12 protein-coding genes and 1 riboswitch are annotated in these 18,316 nt (G+C 46.3%); of the genes, 6 read left to right on the top strand and 6 right to left on the bottom strand.

What is annotated here, in order from left to right:
* Positions 1-258: 258 nt before the first annotated feature.
* On the top strand, positions 259-2,922 hold the full coding sequence (gene ppsA / locus IEX62_RS05050) for a phosphoenolpyruvate synthase (protein ID WP_188774592.1): 2,664 nt from the start codon (positions 259-261) through the stop codon (positions 2,920-2,922).
* A gap of 242 nt (positions 2,923-3,164) precedes the next feature.
* Here ppsA and nagE read toward each other — a convergent pair whose 3' ends face one another.
* Positions 3,165-4,661, bottom strand: a complete 1,497-nt coding sequence (gene nagE, locus IEX62_RS05045) for an N-acetylglucosamine-specific PTS transporter subunit IIBC (RefSeq protein ID WP_188774322.1) — start codon at positions 4,659-4,661, stop codon at positions 3,165-3,167.
* A gap of 393 nt (positions 4,662-5,054) precedes the next feature.
* Positions 5,055-5,921: a BglG family transcription antiterminator gene (locus IEX62_RS05040; RefSeq protein WP_188774321.1), complete on the bottom strand. Its 867-nt coding sequence runs from the start codon at positions 5,919-5,921 to the stop codon at positions 5,055-5,057.
* Between the two features lie 883 nt (positions 5,922-6,804).
* A riboswitch (purine riboswitch) is annotated at positions 6,805-6,903 on the top strand.
* A gap of 141 nt (positions 6,904-7,044) precedes the next feature.
* Between IEX62_RS05040 and IEX62_RS05035 the strand changes: the two genes are divergently transcribed.
* The 3 genes from IEX62_RS05035 (at position 7,045) to IEX62_RS05025 (ending at position 10,234) form a co-directional block, all read left to right on the top strand.
* Positions 7,045-8,229 carry an MFS transporter gene (locus IEX62_RS05035; protein ID WP_188774320.1) on the top strand — a complete coding sequence of 395 codons (1,185 nt, stop codon included), beginning with the start codon at positions 7,045-7,047 and terminating at the stop codon, positions 8,227-8,229.
* Positions 8,230-8,508: 279 nt separating this feature from the next.
* A complete protein-coding gene (locus IEX62_RS05030; protein ID WP_188774319.1) occupies positions 8,509-9,099 on the top strand; it encodes a hypothetical protein in 591 nt (196 codons plus the stop codon).
* Between the two features lie 349 nt (positions 9,100-9,448).
* The gene (locus IEX62_RS05025) at positions 9,449-10,234 is read left to right on the top strand and encodes a DUF2087 domain-containing protein (protein ID WP_188774318.1); all 786 of its coding nucleotides are present in this window, start codon (positions 9,449-9,451) and stop codon (positions 10,232-10,234) included.
* A 504-nt stretch (positions 10,235-10,738) separates the two neighbouring features.
* Here the strand turns inward: IEX62_RS05025 and IEX62_RS05020 are convergent.
* The 3 genes from IEX62_RS05020 to IEX62_RS05010 all read right to left on the bottom strand — a co-directional run bounded on the left by IEX62_RS05020 (position 10,739) and on the right by IEX62_RS05010 (position 12,700).
* The gene (locus IEX62_RS05020; protein ID WP_188774317.1) at positions 10,739-11,221 is read right to left on the bottom strand and encodes an AbrB/MazE/SpoVT family DNA-binding domain-containing protein; all 483 of its coding nucleotides are present in this window, start codon (positions 11,219-11,221) and stop codon (positions 10,739-10,741) included.
* A gap of 430 nt (positions 11,222-11,651) precedes the next feature.
* The gene (locus IEX62_RS05015) at positions 11,652-12,332 is read right to left on the bottom strand and encodes a CidB/LrgB family autolysis modulator (RefSeq protein WP_188774316.1); all 681 of its coding nucleotides are present in this window, start codon (positions 12,330-12,332) and stop codon (positions 11,652-11,654) included.
* Positions 12,329-12,700, bottom strand: coding sequence for a CidA/LrgA family protein (locus IEX62_RS05010; RefSeq protein WP_188774315.1), 372 nt, complete (start codon positions 12,698-12,700; stop codon positions 12,329-12,331). Before IEX62_RS05010 ends, IEX62_RS05015 begins: the two co-directional genes overlap by 4 nt.
* Positions 12,701-13,377: 677 nt before the next feature.
* Between IEX62_RS05010 and cidR the strand changes: the two genes are divergently transcribed.
* The gene (gene cidR / locus IEX62_RS05005) at positions 13,378-14,265 is read left to right on the top strand and encodes a cidABC operon transcriptional activator CidR (protein ID WP_188774314.1); all 888 of its coding nucleotides are present in this window, start codon (positions 13,378-13,380) and stop codon (positions 14,263-14,265) included.
* Positions 14,266-14,502: 237 nt separating this feature from the next.
* On the opposite strand, the gene IEX62_RS05000 is transcribed toward cidR, so the two are convergent.
* A complete protein-coding gene (locus IEX62_RS05000; protein WP_188774591.1) occupies positions 14,503-15,192 on the bottom strand; it encodes an NPP1 family protein in 690 nt (229 codons plus the stop codon).
* Positions 15,193-15,909: 717 nt separating this feature from the next.
* Between IEX62_RS05000 and IEX62_RS04995 the strand changes: the two genes are divergently transcribed.
* Positions 15,910-18,192, top strand: a complete 2,283-nt coding sequence (locus IEX62_RS04995) for a helicase C-terminal domain-containing protein (RefSeq protein WP_188774313.1) — start codon at positions 15,910-15,912, stop codon at positions 18,190-18,192.
* The last annotated feature ends 124 nt before the right edge of the window (positions 18,193-18,316 follow it).

Genomic DNA, 18,316 nt, shown 5'->3' with positions numbered 1-18,316 from the left:
AGTAGAAGTAGAAGTAAGGTGAAAAGAACATCGTTGAAACCACTAAATATAGCTCAAATAAACATAATAAAACCCTCTACTTCTGAGTAAAAAAGGTAGAGGGTAATGTATTGCATATAAAAATACGCGATGCTATAATAGGATCGCGACTAAATTATTTATTTTTAAATATAGTAATGCTATCTTATAATTCAATAATATCATGGGGACGAAATCTTGTCAAACACCAAATTCGGCAAGCGGACGGGAGCGATGGGGATGACGAAATATGTATTAGATTTGCAGGAGCTAACTGCGGAGCATTCGCTAGAGCTGGTAGGTGGAAAGGCATTTCATTTGGGGCAGCTGCATGCAATGGAGGGTGTTGCTGTACCGGATGGATTTTGCATCACCACCGATGCTTACAAGCAATTCGTTCAGCATCGTGCACAGTATAATGAATGGCTCCAGCAATTAGCGATATTGTCGTCTATAGATGAAAATGAATCCATTCGAGAGCTCGCGCTGCAAATACGGCAATGGATACTTGAAGCCGAGCTGCCTGCTGAATTAGCAGAAGAGGTCACAGGGCATCTGACACGACTGGGTGCGGATGAGCCGTATGCCGTCCGTTCCAGTGCAACCGCAGAGGATTTGCCCCATGCGTCCTTTGCTGGACAGCAGGATAGCTATTTGAATGTGATCGGTCAGCACTCATTAATGCAGCATATTCGAGCCTGCTGGGCGTCGCTATTTACCGAACGTGCTGTCATGTACCGTATTCGCAATAGCTTCGATCATCGCCAGCTCTCCCTCTGTGTAATCGTGCAGAAAATGGTGTTCCCAGAAGCTTCCGGTATTTTGTTTACTGCTGATCCGCTCACCTCCAATCGTCATCAGCTAGCTATTGATGCAGGGTGGGGACTGGGGGAAGCGCTAGTGTCTGGCATTGCTTCGGCAGACCATTATGCTGTGCGCGATGGGCGAATGACAGAGCGCCGCATAGCGGTGAAAACGACAGCGATATATCCAATGCCGCAGGGAGGAACGGTAACGCAGACGATTGAAGCTAGCCGCCAGCATCAACAGGTATTAACCGACTCGCAAATTGTACAGCTGGCGCAGCTTGGACGGCAGATTGAAGGTTATTTTGGTCAGCCTCAGGATATCGAATGGTGCCTGGCGAATAATCAGTTTTATATTGTGCAAAGCCGTCCGATCACGACCCTGTATCCCATTCCTGAATCGACGGAGCCGGGGAATCGGGTGTATCTATCGGTAGGTCATCAGCAGATGATGACGGATGTGATGCGACCGCTGGGGCTGTCCTTTTTTCTAAGAACGACAAGAGCACCGATGCGTGTAGCAGGAGGGCGTTTATTCGTCGATGCTACCGCTTTGCTACAGCGTACCGCTACGCGTAAAATGCTGATCGAAGGCTTCGCACAGTCGGATCCACTCGTCAGTGATGCCGTACAAACGGTGATCGATCGTGGCTTTATTCCTTTGCTGGATGAGCCTGTAGCGCAGACTCCGTTGAGCGGGCAAGAAGCTGAATCAGCATTAAAGTCTTCTCCAGCAAAAGGGGTGTCGACTCCTGCTCATGAAGCGAGTGTGGAGGCGGAGCTGCCAGTCATCGATCGTTCCATCGTTAATCGACTTGTTGAACGAACCGAGACATCTTTAAAAAAGCTCCAAAACGAGCTGCCCAATCGGTCAGGAACAGAAGCGATGGATTATATTGATGAGGATTTGCAGGAGCTGCGCAGCATTTTATTCGAGCCAGATAGTATGGTGGTGATCAAGGGAGCGATGGACGCTTTTAATTGGATTAATCGTCAGCTATATGATTGGCTTGGTGAAGAGCATGCGGCAGATATGTTGTCCCAGTCCATTCCCGGTAATGTAACCTCTGAGATGGGGCTGGCTGTAATGGAGCTGGCGGATACCATTCGTCCTTTTCCCAAGGTGATCGCGCTATTAGAACGGACAGAGGACGATGAATTTCTGGAGCAGCTTCGAGATGTGGAGGGTGGCAGTATTGTTCGTGAAGCGATGGATGCGTATTTGCAGCGCTATGGGATGCGTTGTCCAGGTGAGATCGATCTGACGCGGATGCGATGGAGTGAGCATCCCGCTGCACTAATTCCGCTCCTGTTGAGTTCTATTAAAAGTAATGCGTCCGATGCTGGCAAGCAACGGTTTCATTTAGGAGAGCAGCGTGCCGCAGCTAAGGAAGCAGAGCTGAGTGAGCGAATCGTACAGCTACCCGAGGGTGAGCAGAAGCTACGTGCCTTTCAGCATTATGTGCGTATGCTGCGTGAACTGAGCGGATACCGTGAGTATCCGAAGTATGGCATGATTCGGCGCTATTTTATATATAAACAGGCGATTATGCGGGAAGCAGAACACCTGGTACAAACGGGCGTAATCCGGCATAAGGAAGACGTATACGAATTAACGCTGGAAGAGCTGAATGAGTTTGTGCGTACCAGACAAGCCGATCTGGAGCTAATCGAGCAGCGTCGCCGTGATGATGAGCAGTACAGCCGTCTGGCGCCACCACGTGTGATTACTTCGGAGGGCGAAACGATCAGTGGACAGTACAGGCAAGATTCATTGCCAGAAGGAGCATTACCAGGAACACCTGTATCGGCTGGAGTCGTCGAAGGTAGAGCGCGTGTGCTACATTCGATGCAGGAGGCTACGCTGGAGGAAGGGGATATTCTGGTGACCCCATTTACCGATCCAGGCTGGACACCAGTATTCGTCACGATAAAAGGGTTAATTACCGAGGTGGGTGGAGTGATGACGCACGGTGCGGTCATTGCACGTGAGTATGGATTGCCTGCGATTGTCGGCGTCGATCAGGCGACCACACGTATTCGAGATGGGCAGCGGATTCGCCTGCATGGTGGGGCTGGATACGTGGAGCTATTGTAAAAGAGTACAGTCGCATCCGTAGCTGCCTGAACTGCATTTCAAAAACAAACGAGTTTTAACAATGGAGCGTAGTAGATAGAGAGCGCATAATCGCTACCGGTAATCTCGCAACTCATGATTGGAAAAGTATAAAAAAGCATCGCCAGCAGTGAGAGAATCACTGCGAGCGATGCTTTTAGTTGTAATCTGAGTTTTCATTACAGTAGTATACGATTCAGGTACTGTAGGGGTACATCCATGTATTACTTATCAATAATATCTTTAATCTCATCCTTGAGTGCTTCAGATTGTGTACCGAAAATAACCTGTACGGCACCCTGACCGAGTCGCATAATGCCAGCTGCACCTAGCTTGCGCAGCTCTGCATCCTCGACCTGACGGTCATCCTTAACAACGAGACGCAGACGCGTAATACATGCGTCGATGCTATCGATATTTTGTGCGCCACCAAGATGGTTCAGAACTTGAGTGGCTTTGCTGTCACTACTCGTTGCACCGGAAGCTGAGATAGCAGCCTTCGGTTGAGCTGTTGGCGTGCCTGTAGCAGGAACAGCAGTTACTGCCAGATCATCATCCTCGCGACCCGGTGTCTTCAAATTGAACTTCACGATCAGGAAGCGGAACAGTACATAGTACACGACACCGAAGCCTAGACCAACTGGAATCATCAGCAGCGGGTTGGTGGCAAGCTTCAGATTTACAAGGTAGTCAATCAGACCTGCCGAGAAGCCAAAGCCGAGCTTGACGTTCAGCATATACATGATCAAGCCAGACAGACCCGTCAGCAAGGCATGTACAACATACAATAATGGTGCCGTGAACATAAACGCGAATTCCAGTGGCTCCGTAATACCTGTCATGAACGAAGCGATCGCAGCACTGATAAAGATCGCAGCTACCGCTTTGCGTTTCTCTGGACGTGCCGTATGGATGAAGGCAAGTGCTGCACCTGGTAGAGCGAACATCATAATCGGGAAGAAGCCAGACATGAACATCCCTGCCGATTTGTCACCAGCGAAGAAGCGAGTCAGGTCACCGTGTACGACTTTACCCGCTGCATCGGTGTAATCGCCGATCTGGAACCAGGCGATCGAGTTCAATACGTGGTGTAGACCAATCGGAACGAGCAAACGGTTCGCTGCACCGAATACAAAGGCACCAAAACCGCCCAGACCGACAACCCACATCCCGAATGCGGAGATCGCATCCTGAATCGGACTCCAGATCATACCGATCAAGGTAGCGAGTACGATAGTCGTTGCAGCCGTAATCATCGGCACAAAGCGTTTACCGGAGAAAAAGCCGAGCCAATCCGGCATTTTAATATTGTGGAAGCGATTATACATATAGGCTGCCCATAGACCGACCAGAATACCGCCGAGTACGCCCATATTCAGCTTCACATCATCCGGAATATAACCCATCATGCCCGGAATAATGTCGAGAATCGCAGTCAGAATCATATAACCCATGACCGCTGACAGCGCAGCTACAGCATCGCGTGCCATACCGATGGCAATACCGACAGCGAAAATGAGCGCGAGATTACCGAAGATTGCACCAGCACCAGCGGTAAGCAGCGGAGCGATATACTGGTTCAAAAAGCCGCCCACCGTAGAGCCAAGGGGGATATCCTTTTCGTAATTTATCAGACCAAATCCCTGTAAAATGCCTGCGGCAGGCAGTGTAGCAACCGGAAGCATCAGCGAGCGACCGATCTTTTGTAAAAATTGAAGCATAGGCATAGACCTCCTTACAGTAATAGGGAGTACATCATCTTGAGCTACCCGTATACTGTTTTCTTTTGGAATGGGATAACGCGGTATAACGTAGTACAAAATACGGAACCATATGAAAAATATTTTCATTGTAGAATATACGAAATGAGCTGTACATTCATCCGCTAACTCTGTCGCTATCCCATGCGATGAATGAGGATAGCAACACGATTAGCGGATGAATACAAGCACAATTCACATGATTCTCGTTGCAAGGGTGGAAGCAGTGGCTCACCATTAGTCAGCACCAAGCACCAAGCACCAAGCACCAAGCACCAAGCACCAAGCACCAAGCACCAAGCACCAAGCACCAAGCACCCGTGTAATCGTATTTATAAGCCGCAATGCGTGCGATCAGCCTTCCTTATTGTACGTACGGAATAACCGATACAAATGCATCGCGAGAAAACAAACCTCATCCTCCGGCACGCTTAGCTTGAGCTCTTGCTCCATCACGTCCTTCATCCGTACTGCCAGTGCATACTCCGCAGCATATTGCTCGCGAATATGATGGATCAGCGGATTATCGACAAGCGAGCCCTGGACGATCCGTTCCAGTGCAAAGCGCAGATGGATCATCAGGCGTACCTGATTCATACTGCCCTGGCGGAAGGTCATATTGTGCTCCTGCTCGATCATTTGCTGTAGCTTTCCGAGTAGGGAAGACATTTTAACGAGCTGTCCGACAGGTACATGCGTGACCGCAGAGTGGATATGATACGTTAGAAAGCCCGCTTCATCCTCCGGGATATCCAGCTCAAATGCCTCGCGTATCATGTGCAGAGCATCCAGCGCCACCTCATATTCCTGTGGAAAACAAAGCTGTGTTTCTTGCAAAAAAGGATTCACGATCTCGATCCCATGACGCATCCGATAAACGGTAAACTGGATGTGGCTTGGCAGAGCCAGATAGATCTTATCGTTCAACCGTTCAGGAAATGTCTGCTCGATTCGCTGGATAATTCGATCCGAAACCTCCAGCACCGGTGCATCCATATCCTCGAAAAAGGTCGGATGGTTCATCAGCTGTTCCCGGTCTTCCAGTCGAAACCGCTTTTCGATACGTTCATCCGACGTGTTCAGCTCCTGCATATTTTTGGCGGCAAAGCCGAGTCCTTTGCCGAGCAGCACATATTCAACACCGGTTGGCTCATACGATGCCATCACGATATTGTTGCCGACTACGCGATCTACACGCAGCAATCGATTGTCTATGCTCATTCCGATAATCACCTCTTGCTTGCAGGATAACACGGTAAGGCGCTGGCGAAAAGCAAGAATGACGCTGCAGCCGTCAATTTTGCAATTTATACCTGACATGTATCCATCCAAGCCCAGAAACGCCAAAAAGAGCCAAGACAAGGGAGACACAAGGATACCCGGAAAGGATATTCGTATCGTCCGTTGCTTGGCTCATGCCCATTGCTGGTAACACGCCGATGTACGGTCGCTATTTGTTTGATTGCGGTTTCATAAGTAGCATATAACGTTCCGATTTAATCGTCAATAATATTTACATAATAATATTAGACGAATTTTATTTTTGTAGTGTATAGCATTGTACATTAGAAAAGGTTAAATTACATAAAATGAGATTTCGTCTTTATTTTACCTGTGAATCTTACTATGATATGGTACATATAATCTAGTATTAGAGGAGGAAGATAAAATGTTGGTATCCGTATTACCGTTCATTTTGCTAGTGATCATGTTAGTTCTATTGGGCTTCGCTATATATATTGGGGTTCTTTTGATTAAATATCTGAAAATTAAACTTAGAGAGTATGAATAAATTCAAGTAGCCGGATTCTTGTTTGAAATTCGTTGTTTATATCACAACCAAATAAGTAATATAAAAAGAATAAAGCTTGAGAATTTTCATCATGAAAATTATTTTCTCGTAATTCAATCCTTTGTTATATTAGGATTGGATATTAAAATAGGATCAAATTTCAGATGTGTGCATAGTAGCAGGGTTTTCAGATTTACTAAAAATACTTTTAAATTTACTGAAAATAACTATTGAAATTTCATTTCTCATCTGGTAAGGTATGTAATGTTGATGTGACGTCCCATCAATGATTAACCTACAACTGAATGAGTGAAGGAATTTATCATACATCGTGTATAACCTCAATAATATGGTTTGAGGGTCTCTACCAGGAACCGAACAATCCTGATTACTACAGATGGTGCATCGTCTATGCATCCTGTTGTAATCAGGATTTTTTTATGGATTTTGCAGCATTCCGGCACTCCCGTTTTGAACATAAGCAGCGGCTCCTGTCGATCTGTCTGCATGCATGTTAAAAATGAATCGTTTAAAACAAAGGAGAGAGAAGGCTTGAATTTCAAGGTACTGATTTTGACCATTGCGACCTTCACGGTCGGCTTGATTGAATTGATTATCGGTGGTGTACTGCCAGAGATTTCGCGTGATCTGAACGTATCGATCGGTACGGCAGGACAGCTTATCACCATTTATGCATTAGTCTATGCGATTGCTGGCCCAACGTTACTGGCGCTCACTTCCCGTGTGGAACGGAAGTCGCTGTATCTGTGGTCGATGCTGATCTTTACAGCGGGTAGTATGCTCGCATTTTGGAGTCCGAACTATGAAGTATTGTTTGCTTCACGTATGCTGACAGCAGCGAGCGGATCGCTGATCGTTACCCTGTCACTAACGATTGCAGTAAAAGTCGTAGCCCCACAATTCCGTGCTCGCGTTATCGGTATTATCTCGATGGGAATTAGCTCATCGATCGTACTCGGCGTACCGATCGGCGTTCTGATTCAAGAAGCACTTGGCTGGCGCGTGCTGTTCCTGGCGATTGCGCTGCTGACCCTCGTTGCTATGCTGATCGTAGCCTTGTTCATGGAGCGTATTCCAGTTGAAGAATCCATGCCACTGCGCGCACAGCTCGCTTCTCTGAAAAATGCTAAAATCTTCAGCGCGCATCTCGTAACGATGCTGCTGCTGGCAGGTCACTATACAATGTATGCGTATTTGACACCGTTTCTGGAAAATACGATGGGATTGAATGCATACTGGATTAGTATTGTATACTTCGTATTCGGTATTGCTGCTGTAAGTGGTGGCATGATCGGCGGAATGATGTCTGACCGTCTGGGTAGCCGCCGTAGTATTCTGATCGTGATCGGTGTATTTGCTCTGACGATGTTCGTACTGCCACTCGCTGTCAAATCGATCTGGATCTTCCCGATCGTACTGTTCGTCTGGGGCGCACTGAGCTGGGCACTGTCGCCAGCACAGCAAAGCTACCTGATCGAAAATGCACCGGAAACATCCGATATTCAGCAAAGCTTCAACTTCTCCGCACTCCAGGTTGGTATCGCCATCGGCTCCGCTCTCGGTGGAATCGTGGTTAAAAATACTGGTACGGTAAACATGAATTCATGGGTTGGCGCAGCGATTGTTTTACTGTCCTTCCTGTGCGCGCTGTACTCGCTGTCCCGTCCGGCTGTAGCAGCTAGGCGCGTGAGCAAGCAGGCTGTGCATTCTTCATAAGATAGGGATCGGAAACGACCTGTTTTGCTAAGATAAATAGTGAGTGAGAAAAAGACCGAGTTCTCTTATTGAAAAGAGTGCTCGGTTTTATTTTGCAGCAGAACAGAATTAGAAGCAGAAACAGGAACAGAAACAGCAATAGAAATCGGAATTGAAATAAAAATAAAAATAAAAATAGAGTAGCCAATCCACCCCCGGTATACGTTAGATGGGTGTGTAAAGTAAAGTCATAATATAGCGATACGATTCAACAACTTACATAGAAAAGAGTGAAGCCAAATGAAGTACCTCCTCATGCTATGGATTGCTGTTTCCATTCTGTGCGCTGCCTGTGACAAGCAAGAGACCGCTAGCACCCCAAAGCAAGCCGCTCCTGTAGCTTCAACTACCGCTAGCTCGGATACCGTATACAGCTACCAACAATACGAAAAGCTATTTGATCAAAGCTCCACCAATCTAGTATTCCCAGACGCCCATATCGTAAAGCATACGACAGACACGAATCTGGTAGCGATCGATCCAGCTGACTCCTTCAATACACGCTCTTTTTTGACGAAGAATGGGGAGCAATCCAATGATACGACGCAAAAACAATTAATCTATAAGGATAATCAAGGCGATGCGTTTACGGTAGTCGATGTGATCTATCTCCCGCATTCGCTTGGCAAAGATATGATCTCCTGGCCCAGCAATACGCTAAAGCAGAAGCAAAATGAGCCAATACTAGATCAATACGATACTTGTTTAATCTCTTACAATAATATTCTGATTCAAATCACGAGAATTTCTAAAACAAAGCCACTTAATCTGAAGCAGATGAAAACTAAAATTAGTGCGGTCACAGACTATTTGCAAAAAGAGTTGAATTAAAGTGAGCTAGATTAAAATGAGAAGATTAATGCTGAGTGGATGCTAATTGGACGTTCGACTGATGGCTAGCTGTATCTGCTGTATTGGCTATACTTGTTATATTGTACATTGTAAATAACCAGCTCCTCTTCGGTCATGAACTGAAGGCGGGCTGGTTATTTTTATGTAATATTCAGAGTATAATCCGACTCAAACCGAATACGAACGAAATATAATCTGAAAAATATGAATTTGTTTGTGTTTTTAATAGACAAAATATAAATTTGACTATTTATTTAATAGACATTAATATATAAATATAAAAAGTCGACTATTTAATTTATTCTATCCAAGTAAAGGAGCAATCACGATGAGTGAAATAACCAGCAAGCAGCAAGCCGATCGTTTTTGGCAGGCTTCATTGGAAGAGCTGAAGCAGGGATATATGGAGGATGCACATGCAGGGCCATTTGGTGGGTTTGTATGTCTGATCGATGGGCAGGTATTTGAAAAGGGGAGAATCTATGAGCAGGATGGGCTGTATTTTGAGGCGGAGCGCTTCGTTCAGCAGCATATTCGCTTGAATTACGTCTCCATGTTCCATTATTTGCTCACGCTGAACAAAAAGCTGACCGGCTTAACGGAGCTACAATGTAATTTACTGCAATCTTTTTATGAAGGGAAAAGTGATGCGGAGCTGGTAGCCGAGCATGGGAGTAGTAAATCGACCATTCGCAACCATCGGTTTGCATTGCGAGAGAAAGCCAAGCAGGCACGAGTGTTATTGGCGATTATGGAGCTGCTGGAGCAACAGAGTAATGACCCTGCACCATTTATCGAGATTCATCGTACGGCGACGATGGTGGATGAACGGTATAACATTACAGAGCAAGAAAGTGCATTGCTCCTGAAGCAGTATTTTAAAGAGGGATTGGATGGGCCATTGTCTGAATTCCCACGCAAGGAGAAACGAAAAATTATTATTTTGCGTCATCTGGTGAAGCGTTTTGATAGCAATCGTCAGTATACAGAAAAACAGGTGAATGAGGTGCTATCTGCTGCATTTGCCGATTATGTTACGCTGCGCCGATATATGATCGAATACGGCTTTATGGATCGTCATGAGGATGGTAGTGCGTATTGGGTGAAGAAATAATTACTGTTCATGAACATATTCAAGCTAGTAGTTACATCACAATCTGTGGCGATATCAAAACTACAGGTATATCCAATCTACAGCGATTTTAAAACCCCCACCTTGAATCCATCTATGATGGAATGCAGTGGGGGTTCATTTGTAATCGTATAAAATTCAATGTTATGAGCAAAAGAATAGACTTCTTCACAAGCACGCCTATATTCAGACCATCGTGAGCGAGATACGGATAACAAGCCTACCCTTATCATCTATAGCTCAAAGCCAGGCGATAGCCCTCATCCATTGCATCTCTAACCATCGGTAGCGATACATTACATAATGGAATCGATACCAGTATGAACAGGCGCTTGGAGCACAGCTGTATTTAGAGCTGTTTCCGTCGTTCGTATCGATCATGTCTTCGACTAGAAAATGATAAATGGTTCGTTATACTGCTCGTCAAACGATCATCGGATCAAGCAAAGCAAGTGATCGGTGCTACATCCTGCTCATCGCCAATTCTTAGCGCTCGTAAGTAGAACTGGATGCACGCAATTCCTTTTGAATCTGGCAAACACGGCTTTGCGAGATGCCCAGTATGCGAGCTAGCTCATTTTGTGTCGCGCCAGGATTTTCCTGCATCGCTGTTTCCACCTTGGTCAGCATCTCACCGCGTTTACTTCTGGACTTACGTAGAGAAGACTGCAAATTGCGACTAAATGCAGGCGCTTCGGTCATTTGCTCCATCGGAATATGCTGGGATTCGTCACCCATCTGCTCCGCACATACCCCACAAATGAATTGATCCTTGTAGTACATCAGATCGTCAAAGCTACCGCAGAAAATGCACTGAATGCCTTTGTGCTTGCGGAAGATAATTTCTTTTTCGGTAATAAAAAATTCCATCGGATCACTAATGCCAATCTCCATCGTATCCCGAATCTCTTTCGGAATAACGATTCTGCCGAGACTGTCCAATTGACGTACCATACCTGTTTTTTTCATGATTAAGGTCCTCCGCTTTGGTCAGTTTAGATTATCACATTATCGATTGATCAAAATTCGTCTGCCTGTTGGCTCCAATCATCAGGCTGCTCTTATATAAATATACAACAATATCGGTATAAAATTCATCTTTTGCAATTGGGACTGGATAAAAATTTTGGAAATTGTCCGAATATATACGTTAATAATACATGGATAATAATGGATTTAACAGCGGCTTTTATATAGTTGTTGCAACAATTCAAACTATTTATTAATAGAAAACACAATTGAATAACCTACAATTAATATAATAAAAAATTTAACTAAACTAATAATTATTCACTTATACGTATAAAATTATATTTAAATGATGGGTATCAAAAGGGAGTTATTTATGCAACTATGTATGTAATAGTTTATTTATACAGACACAAAAAAAGCTGCCCGTTCAGGGCAGCATCATAAGTGCAAGAATAGGCGTGGTCGCCAGTGTAAATAAAGCCGACAGAATCATCGAGATACTGGAGATCGTTCCAGTCAATGAGCTGAGCTCAAATGCTTTCGATGTGCCTGTACCGTGAGCCGCTGTACCGAATAGAATGCCTCGGGCAATCTCACTTTCGATTCGGAACCATTTTACCATATACGGGCCGATCATACTGCCAATCAGTCCAGTGATGATCACGAACACAGCAGTAATCGTAGGTACACCGCCAATCGCTTGGGATACATTCATCGCAATCGGTGTAGTGATCGAGCGTGGGATAATGCTACTCATCAGATTATGATCCAGATGCAGCAGCTTGGCAAACAATGCCGATGTGCTCACCGCAACGAGCGATCCGCAAAGCACACTCGCGATAATCGCGCTGGCGTGCTTTTTGAGTGTGGGCAAGTTTTTGTACAGTGGTATCGCAAATGCAATCGTTGCTGGCTGTAGTAACAGGGACAGCAGATGACCGCCTTCATTGTAATTCGTGTATGGAATCTTCATGATGAGCAGCACGATGACCAGCACGAGTGGAGTCGTCAGCAAAGGCGACAGGTATACACGCGGGAAGCGCTTGTATAGCTTCTTCGCTCCTGCATAGATGATCAATGTTGCCAGTAGGAAAATAATCGAATTCATGAGGAATGACGCTCCTTTCGTTTGGACATGATGGCAGCCAGTAGACCCGAGCTAGCCATAACGAGAATCGTGCTGAAAATAACAATGACCATAATGCGTACGCCATCCTGCTCTAGCATCGGAATGTAGTTCATCACCCCGACAGCAGATGGAATGAAGAAGAGTAGCAGCTCCGCCAGTAGCCAGCTTGCTCCGATATCGACCCATTCCAGCTTGATAACGCGAGATTGTAGCAAAATAAATAAAATCGCAATGCCGATAATACTGCCGGGAACAGGCAGATGCAGCCAGCTCACCAGCAGATTCAGTAGCTCGGAGAAACCCATCAGCGCAGCGACTTGGATAATGCCTTTCCCTATATTTTTCATGAGGTAAATCCTTCTCTCTTAATATTCGATGTGTAAATAACAGTTGTAAGGAAATGAAGAGTGTTTTAGTTGATATGAAAATTTTACATCTGTTTCTTTCATGAGTAAAATTCATATATGGCATGAAATGTATTCCGTTTGGATATGGGTGGGAGGGCGGGTGTTAAACACTGGTGTTGTCTTGTATGCACCACTTCGGGAAGAAATAAGGGAACGGACTTCCGTCTCGCACAGGAATCTACGAAGTAGGAGTGAAATGTAGATTCCCGTGCTCAAAAGTCCGTCCGTTTCCCTTATTTCCTTCCCTTCGTTCTGTGCTAGGAGGGACAGGGGTGTTTGCATACACGCTATGGTGAGGGGGCATTTTTGTTTAATGAGGCGTGTGTATGAGATTTTGTATGCTTTATATAGGGCAGTGGAGTGGATGGATGGTAGATAGTAGTAGCAGATCGTGTGGATGGTAGATAGTAGTAGCAGATCGTAAGGTGAAGAGGAAATGATTTGTTGAGGTGATAAGGCGGTAACAGGGAGGATGGGGAGAAGGTGGAGGGATGGGTAAAACAATAGATAAACGAACGCATAAGTATATAAAAAACACATAATAGATGTAAGCACATAGGCAAATAGATGAATAGATAAATAGATACAGGAATATGTTACATTGAGGAGGCGTTGGGATGGATATTCGGCATTTGCAGTATTTTATGGAAGTTGTGCGGTTGGGGAGTTTTACGCGGGCGGCGGAGGCGTTGTTTATTACACAGCCGACTATTAGTAAGACGATTCGGGCGTTGGAGGAGGAACTGGGGGCGGCTTTGTTTAATCGGGTGGGGCGGTCGATTGAGTTGACGGATGCGGGGCGAGTGATTGAGCAGCAGGCGCAGAATATTGTGAAGTCGTTTGAGAGTCTGTCCTCGCAGCTGGATGATTTGCGAAATTTGAAGAGTGGGCACCTGCGGATTGGGCTGCCGCCGATGATTGGGTCGCGGTTTTTTCCAAGGATTATTGGACAATTTCATCAGTTGTATCCGAATGTGACGATTCAGCTGTTTGAGGACGGCGGTAAGAAGGTGGAAAATGATGTGGTCAGTGGTGCGCTGGATATCGGGGTTGCTGTATTGCCTGTGTCGGATCAGGTACTGGAGTATTTCTCATTTCGAGAGGAAAAGCTGAATCTGCTCGTTCCGGTGACACATCCGCTAGCAGGTCGGGAGCAGGCAGAGCTGATTGAGTTAGCGGAGGATTCGTTTATTATTTTCCGCGAGGACTTTACGCTGCATGGACGAATTATCGATTCGTGTATTCGAGCAGGCTTTCAGCCGAAGATTATTTATGAAAGCTCGCAATGGGATCTGATCAGTGAGATGGTGAGCGCAGGGCTGGGGATTGCATTATTGCCGGAGACGATTTGTAGGCAGATCAATCAGGAGAAGTTGCATATCGTACCGGATGTACAGCCAGCGATTCCGTGGCAGCTTGGGATGATCTGGCATCGTGAGCGGTATTTATCCTTTGCGGCGCGGGAATGGCTGCGATTTACGCGTGAGCAGATGCAGAAGCGATGAGGCAATAGATAGAAGCTTTAGACCATAGAAATTCTACACTCTAAAAGTTATGTAATCTATAATCTTTAAATGGAAGCTGTATCCCTCATACTATAAACAAAATACGGTGTAGTTTAGGATACAAAAGCCGCTATCTCCTCATCCGAGAGATAACGGCTTTTTGGATGAATTCCCATACAGCGGTGGATTTTATTTAAGCCACGGCTTTTCGCATGGATTACTATGCAGCAGTGAGCTTTATTTAAACCACGCTTTTTGCAGATTGCTTATAAAGTTCGAATCCTTGAACGGTACGTTAGCATCGCCAAAGTCTGTCGTATTCAGCGCATCTCGTGCAGCTGGAGTGAGCTGTTCCCAATTGATTAGCGGTTGGGTGCCGCCCACATCGGTTACACTAAAGAGAGAATGATTCAGTGGCCAGATGCTACGATAGCCGATGAGTGCATGCGAGCCACTCATATTGTTGCCTGCTGGCGCAGCATTTTGGAAGCCGCCGTGCTGGGAGTACGAGATAGACAGTACCTTTGGATTAGCAGCTGCTGGATCGTCGATCCAGATGACGGCACATTCCCAATCATGACGATGACCGAGTGATGGAGAGGCTTCATCCTTTGGAAAGTACCACGAATACATAATCGCCCATGCACCGTTGTACCATGCCGAGCGTGCATACACCTGACCGATGCTTTTGCTGCTCTGTCCTTCCGGTGAGCCTGTCGGCTTCAGCCCACCACTTGTATTCCCCTGTGCATCGACAGCAGGGAACGGCACACTGCCATTGTAGACTTTAAGAAAGGGCTGAAAGGTCTTGGCAGCGCGCTGCGAATCATTGGTCGGTGCGACTTCGCTAAAGCCCACCACCTGATCATGATTAATCACCGCGGCATGACTGGACGGAACGGGTAAAATAGCAGAGCAGGCTGTCATTGCAAGTGCGCCAGATAATAACCATTTGGATACGGTATACTTCATATGTATTCCTCCTGTATCGATAGGATGCTATGTATAGCAATATTATCCAATCGAACAGGCTGGATCGCCATATGAATATAGCGAGTAACCGCATGAATAAATGGGCGAAAAATAGACCTCTGGCGAGCTTGTTTATAACTTGTTCATAATAGGATGCCCAATGAGATCTTTTTTCATAGCTTTCCCTTTTGATAAAATGCTTCATATCAGGTAGAGATAGAAGTGCGTAGTTTAGCTATCCAAGATACATCAAGATATATAGTTCATGTATAGGTTATAGATTACGAAATGAGTTATAAAAGCTTATACGATCGCACATGTAGGAAACGTACGGAACGTAGGGAAGGAAATAAGGGGAAAGGATGACTTACAGTGTTAGTGCTTTTCTAACACGGGGTTTAATGAAAGGCGATTTTTGCGAAAGCAAAATATCTTACTTCTTCCGAGCACGGGAATCTACAATGATCTCCTATTGCGTAGATTCCTGTGCGAGACGGGAGGACGTTCCCTTATTCTTTCCCGGAGTGGTGTACATCCCACCACCTACATTGGCTCACATATCATTAATCACTAGAGTTCCTTTTATCACACTTTATAGGAATAGGATAACCACAATAAACCCACATGCATAAATAGAGACAGCTAGACACAGAGAGAAAGCAGGTGAAGGTCATGACGACCATTATCGATATTCCGGTACGTCCACTGGTGGAATATGTGTATCGGAGCGGCAGTATTGAATCAGGCTTTCGCGTAGCTCAGACGATGCAGGAGGGCACGCGCATTCATAAGCAGGTGCAGGAAGGCTATGGAGAGGAAGGCGAGAAAGAGGTTCACTTACGGATCGAAATTCCTTTACGTGATCTGCTATTTCGAATCGAAGGACGCTGCGATGGATTATGGACAGACGAGGCTGGCTTGCTTACGGTTGATGAGATCAAATCCACTTCGATCACGGCTGAGGATATCGGAGACGGGCGTGAGGTGCACTGGGCGCAGGCGCAGATGTATGGACATATTTTAGCGGAGCAGCGTGAGCTGGAGCAGGTACGTATCCAGCTCACCTATGTACACAAAAGCAGTGGCAAAGAAACCAAGCTGGAGCGGATTCGTACCCGTCAGGAGCTACAACGCTTTGCGATGGACACATTGGAGCAATACGCGCCTTATGCGGAGATGCTAGCTGAGCATCGTCGGCGGCGTAATGCTAGCATCGAGGGCTTGCCGTTTCCATTTGCCGGGTATCGCTCAGGTCAGCGGCAATTTGCTGGAGCGGTGTATAAGACGATTGGCGAGCAGGTGAATTTGTTCGCTGAAGCGCCTACCGGAACAGGCAAGACGATCTCGACGTTATTTCCCGCGATTAAAAGCATCGGCAATGAACGTGCGGAGCGGCTGATGTATATTACCGCCAAAACGGTCACTCGCGCCAATGCCGAGGATGCACTCCAGCGTATGCAGCAAAATGGTCTGCATTTGCATGGTGTGACGATTACAGCGAAGGATAAGGTCTGCTTTTGCACCGCCGAGGGCGGAAGTGGACGAGAGGATTGCGCGTACACGAATGGTTATTATGACCGTATTAATGAAGCGATTCTCGATATGCTCACGCACGAAACGCTCATGAACCGCGATGTGATCGAGCGTTACGCGCAAAAGCATACCGTCTGTCCCTTCGAGCTGTCACTGGATGCCTCGTATGCGTCGGATGCGGTCATTTGCGACTATAACTATGTGTTTGATCCGCGTGTATCGCTCAAGCGTATGACGGACGATCAGCGTAAAAGTACGGTGCTATTAGTCGACGAGGCACATAATCTGGTCGATCGTGGACGGAATATGTTTTCCGCTCAGCTGAATAAGGCTGCATTTCTCGATCTAAAACGAGACTACCAGCATCGCTCAGAGCCATTGTCCAAAATCGCTGGCGCGATCAACGCCTATTTTATCCGCCTGCGTAAGCAAATAGGTGAAGAACAGATGATCAGCCGCAGTGAAGCACCGGAGGATATTTTCAAGCTACTGGAAGAATTCACGATTCGTGCGGAGACGACTCTGCTAGAGCAGGGAGATAGCGGCGAGACCGAGCAGCTGCTGGAGACGTATTTTGCAGTACAGGCTTTTTTACGCATTGGACGATTGTACGATATGGAGAGCCATATCACGTATGTAGAGCAGGATGGCAGCGAGGTCATACTGCGTATGTTCTGTATCGATCCATCGCTACAGCTGCGTCAGACGGCCAAAGGATATCGCTCGGTCATTCACTTCTCAGCGACCTTATCGCCGATTCGGTATTACCGTGATATGCTGGGCGCGGCAGAGGACGATTACAACATTTCGATTCCATCGCCCTTTTCTAAGGAACAGCTCGAAGTGCGCATCGTGCCTCTGTCCACACGCTATCGCGACCGGGAACGTACTCGTCAGGAGCTGGCAGAGCTGCTCGCCCAGCTGGTCAATGAACGACAGGGCAATTATCTTGCCTTCTTCCCGTCCTATCAGTATATGCGTGATGTGTTAGAAGCATTTGAAGCGCTGGAGCCGGATACAGATATATTAGTACAGCAATCCAGTATGGCAGAGGAAGAACGAGATCGTTTCCTCGAAGCCTTCCAACCTCACAATGAGCGCACCTTAACCGGATTCGCTGTTATGGGCGGCATTTTCAGCGAGGGTGTCGATCTAGCAGGCGACCGCCTGACGGGCGTGATCATCGTCGGTGTTGGCTTGCCCCAGATTGGCCCTGAACGTGAGCTGATTCGTGAGCATTTTAGCCGAGGAGGGCATAGCGGTTATAACTATGCCTACGTCTACCCGGGTATGAACAAGGTGCTGCAAGCAGGTGGACGATTGATTCGTACCGAGCAGGATCACGGTCTACTCATGCTGGTCGATGATCGCTTTTTACAAAATCCATATGCGCAGCTGTTACCGCCAGAGTGGAAGGATTAAGGGAATAGAGTAGAAGAATGGAGATTATAATAGAAGAAAAGAAACGAGAGAGCGACCCATGATCCATTGAATATGGCAATAGTGTATAGATACCGATTTCATCAATAGAACAATCAAGACGGAC

It is taken from the genome of Paenibacillus hunanensis, assembly GCF_014645615.1.
Taxonomy (GTDB): Bacteria; Bacillota; Bacilli; order Paenibacillales; family Paenibacillaceae; genus Saccharibacillus; species Saccharibacillus hunanensis.
The sequence above is the reverse complement of the archived record's forward strand: the minus strand, read 5'-3'. Positions and strand labels throughout refer to the sequence as shown.

What these genes read in the sequence shown, in the direction of transcription:
- ppsA (WP_188774592.1), top strand. Translation starts at nt 259, where the DNA reads ATGACGAAATATGTATTAGATTTGCAGGAGCTAACTGCGGAGCATTCG.
- nagE (WP_188774322.1), bottom strand. Translation starts at nt 4,661, where the DNA reads ATGCTTCAATTTTTACAAAAGATCGGTCGCTCGCTGATGCTTCCGGTT.
- IEX62_RS05040 (WP_188774321.1), bottom strand. Translation starts at nt 5,921, where the DNA reads ATGAGCATAGACAATCGATTGCTGCGTGTAGATCGCGTAGTCGGCAAC.
- IEX62_RS05030 (WP_188774319.1), top strand. Translation starts at nt 8,509, where the DNA reads ATGAAGTACCTCCTCATGCTATGGATTGCTGTTTCCATTCTGTGCGCT.
- IEX62_RS05025 (WP_188774318.1), top strand. Translation starts at nt 9,449, where the DNA reads ATGAGTGAAATAACCAGCAAGCAGCAAGCCGATCGTTTTTGGCAGGCT.
- IEX62_RS05020 (WP_188774317.1), bottom strand. Translation starts at nt 11,221, where the DNA reads ATGAAAAAAACAGGTATGGTACGTCAATTGGACAGTCTCGGCAGAATC.
- IEX62_RS05015 (WP_188774316.1), bottom strand. Translation starts at nt 12,332, where the DNA reads ATGAATTCGATTATTTTCCTACTGGCAACATTGATCATCTATGCAGGA.
- IEX62_RS05010 (WP_188774315.1), bottom strand. Translation starts at nt 12,700, where the DNA reads ATGAAAAATATAGGGAAAGGCATTATCCAAGTCGCTGCGCTGATGGGT.
- cidR (WP_188774314.1), top strand. Translation starts at nt 13,378, where the DNA reads ATGGATATTCGGCATTTGCAGTATTTTATGGAAGTTGTGCGGTTGGGG.
- IEX62_RS05000 (WP_188774591.1), bottom strand. Translation starts at nt 15,192, where the DNA reads ATGACAGCCTGCTCTGCTATTTTACCCGTTCCGTCCAGTCATGCCGCG.
- IEX62_RS04995 (WP_188774313.1), top strand. Translation starts at nt 15,910, where the DNA reads ATGACGACCATTATCGATATTCCGGTACGTCCACTGGTGGAATATGTG.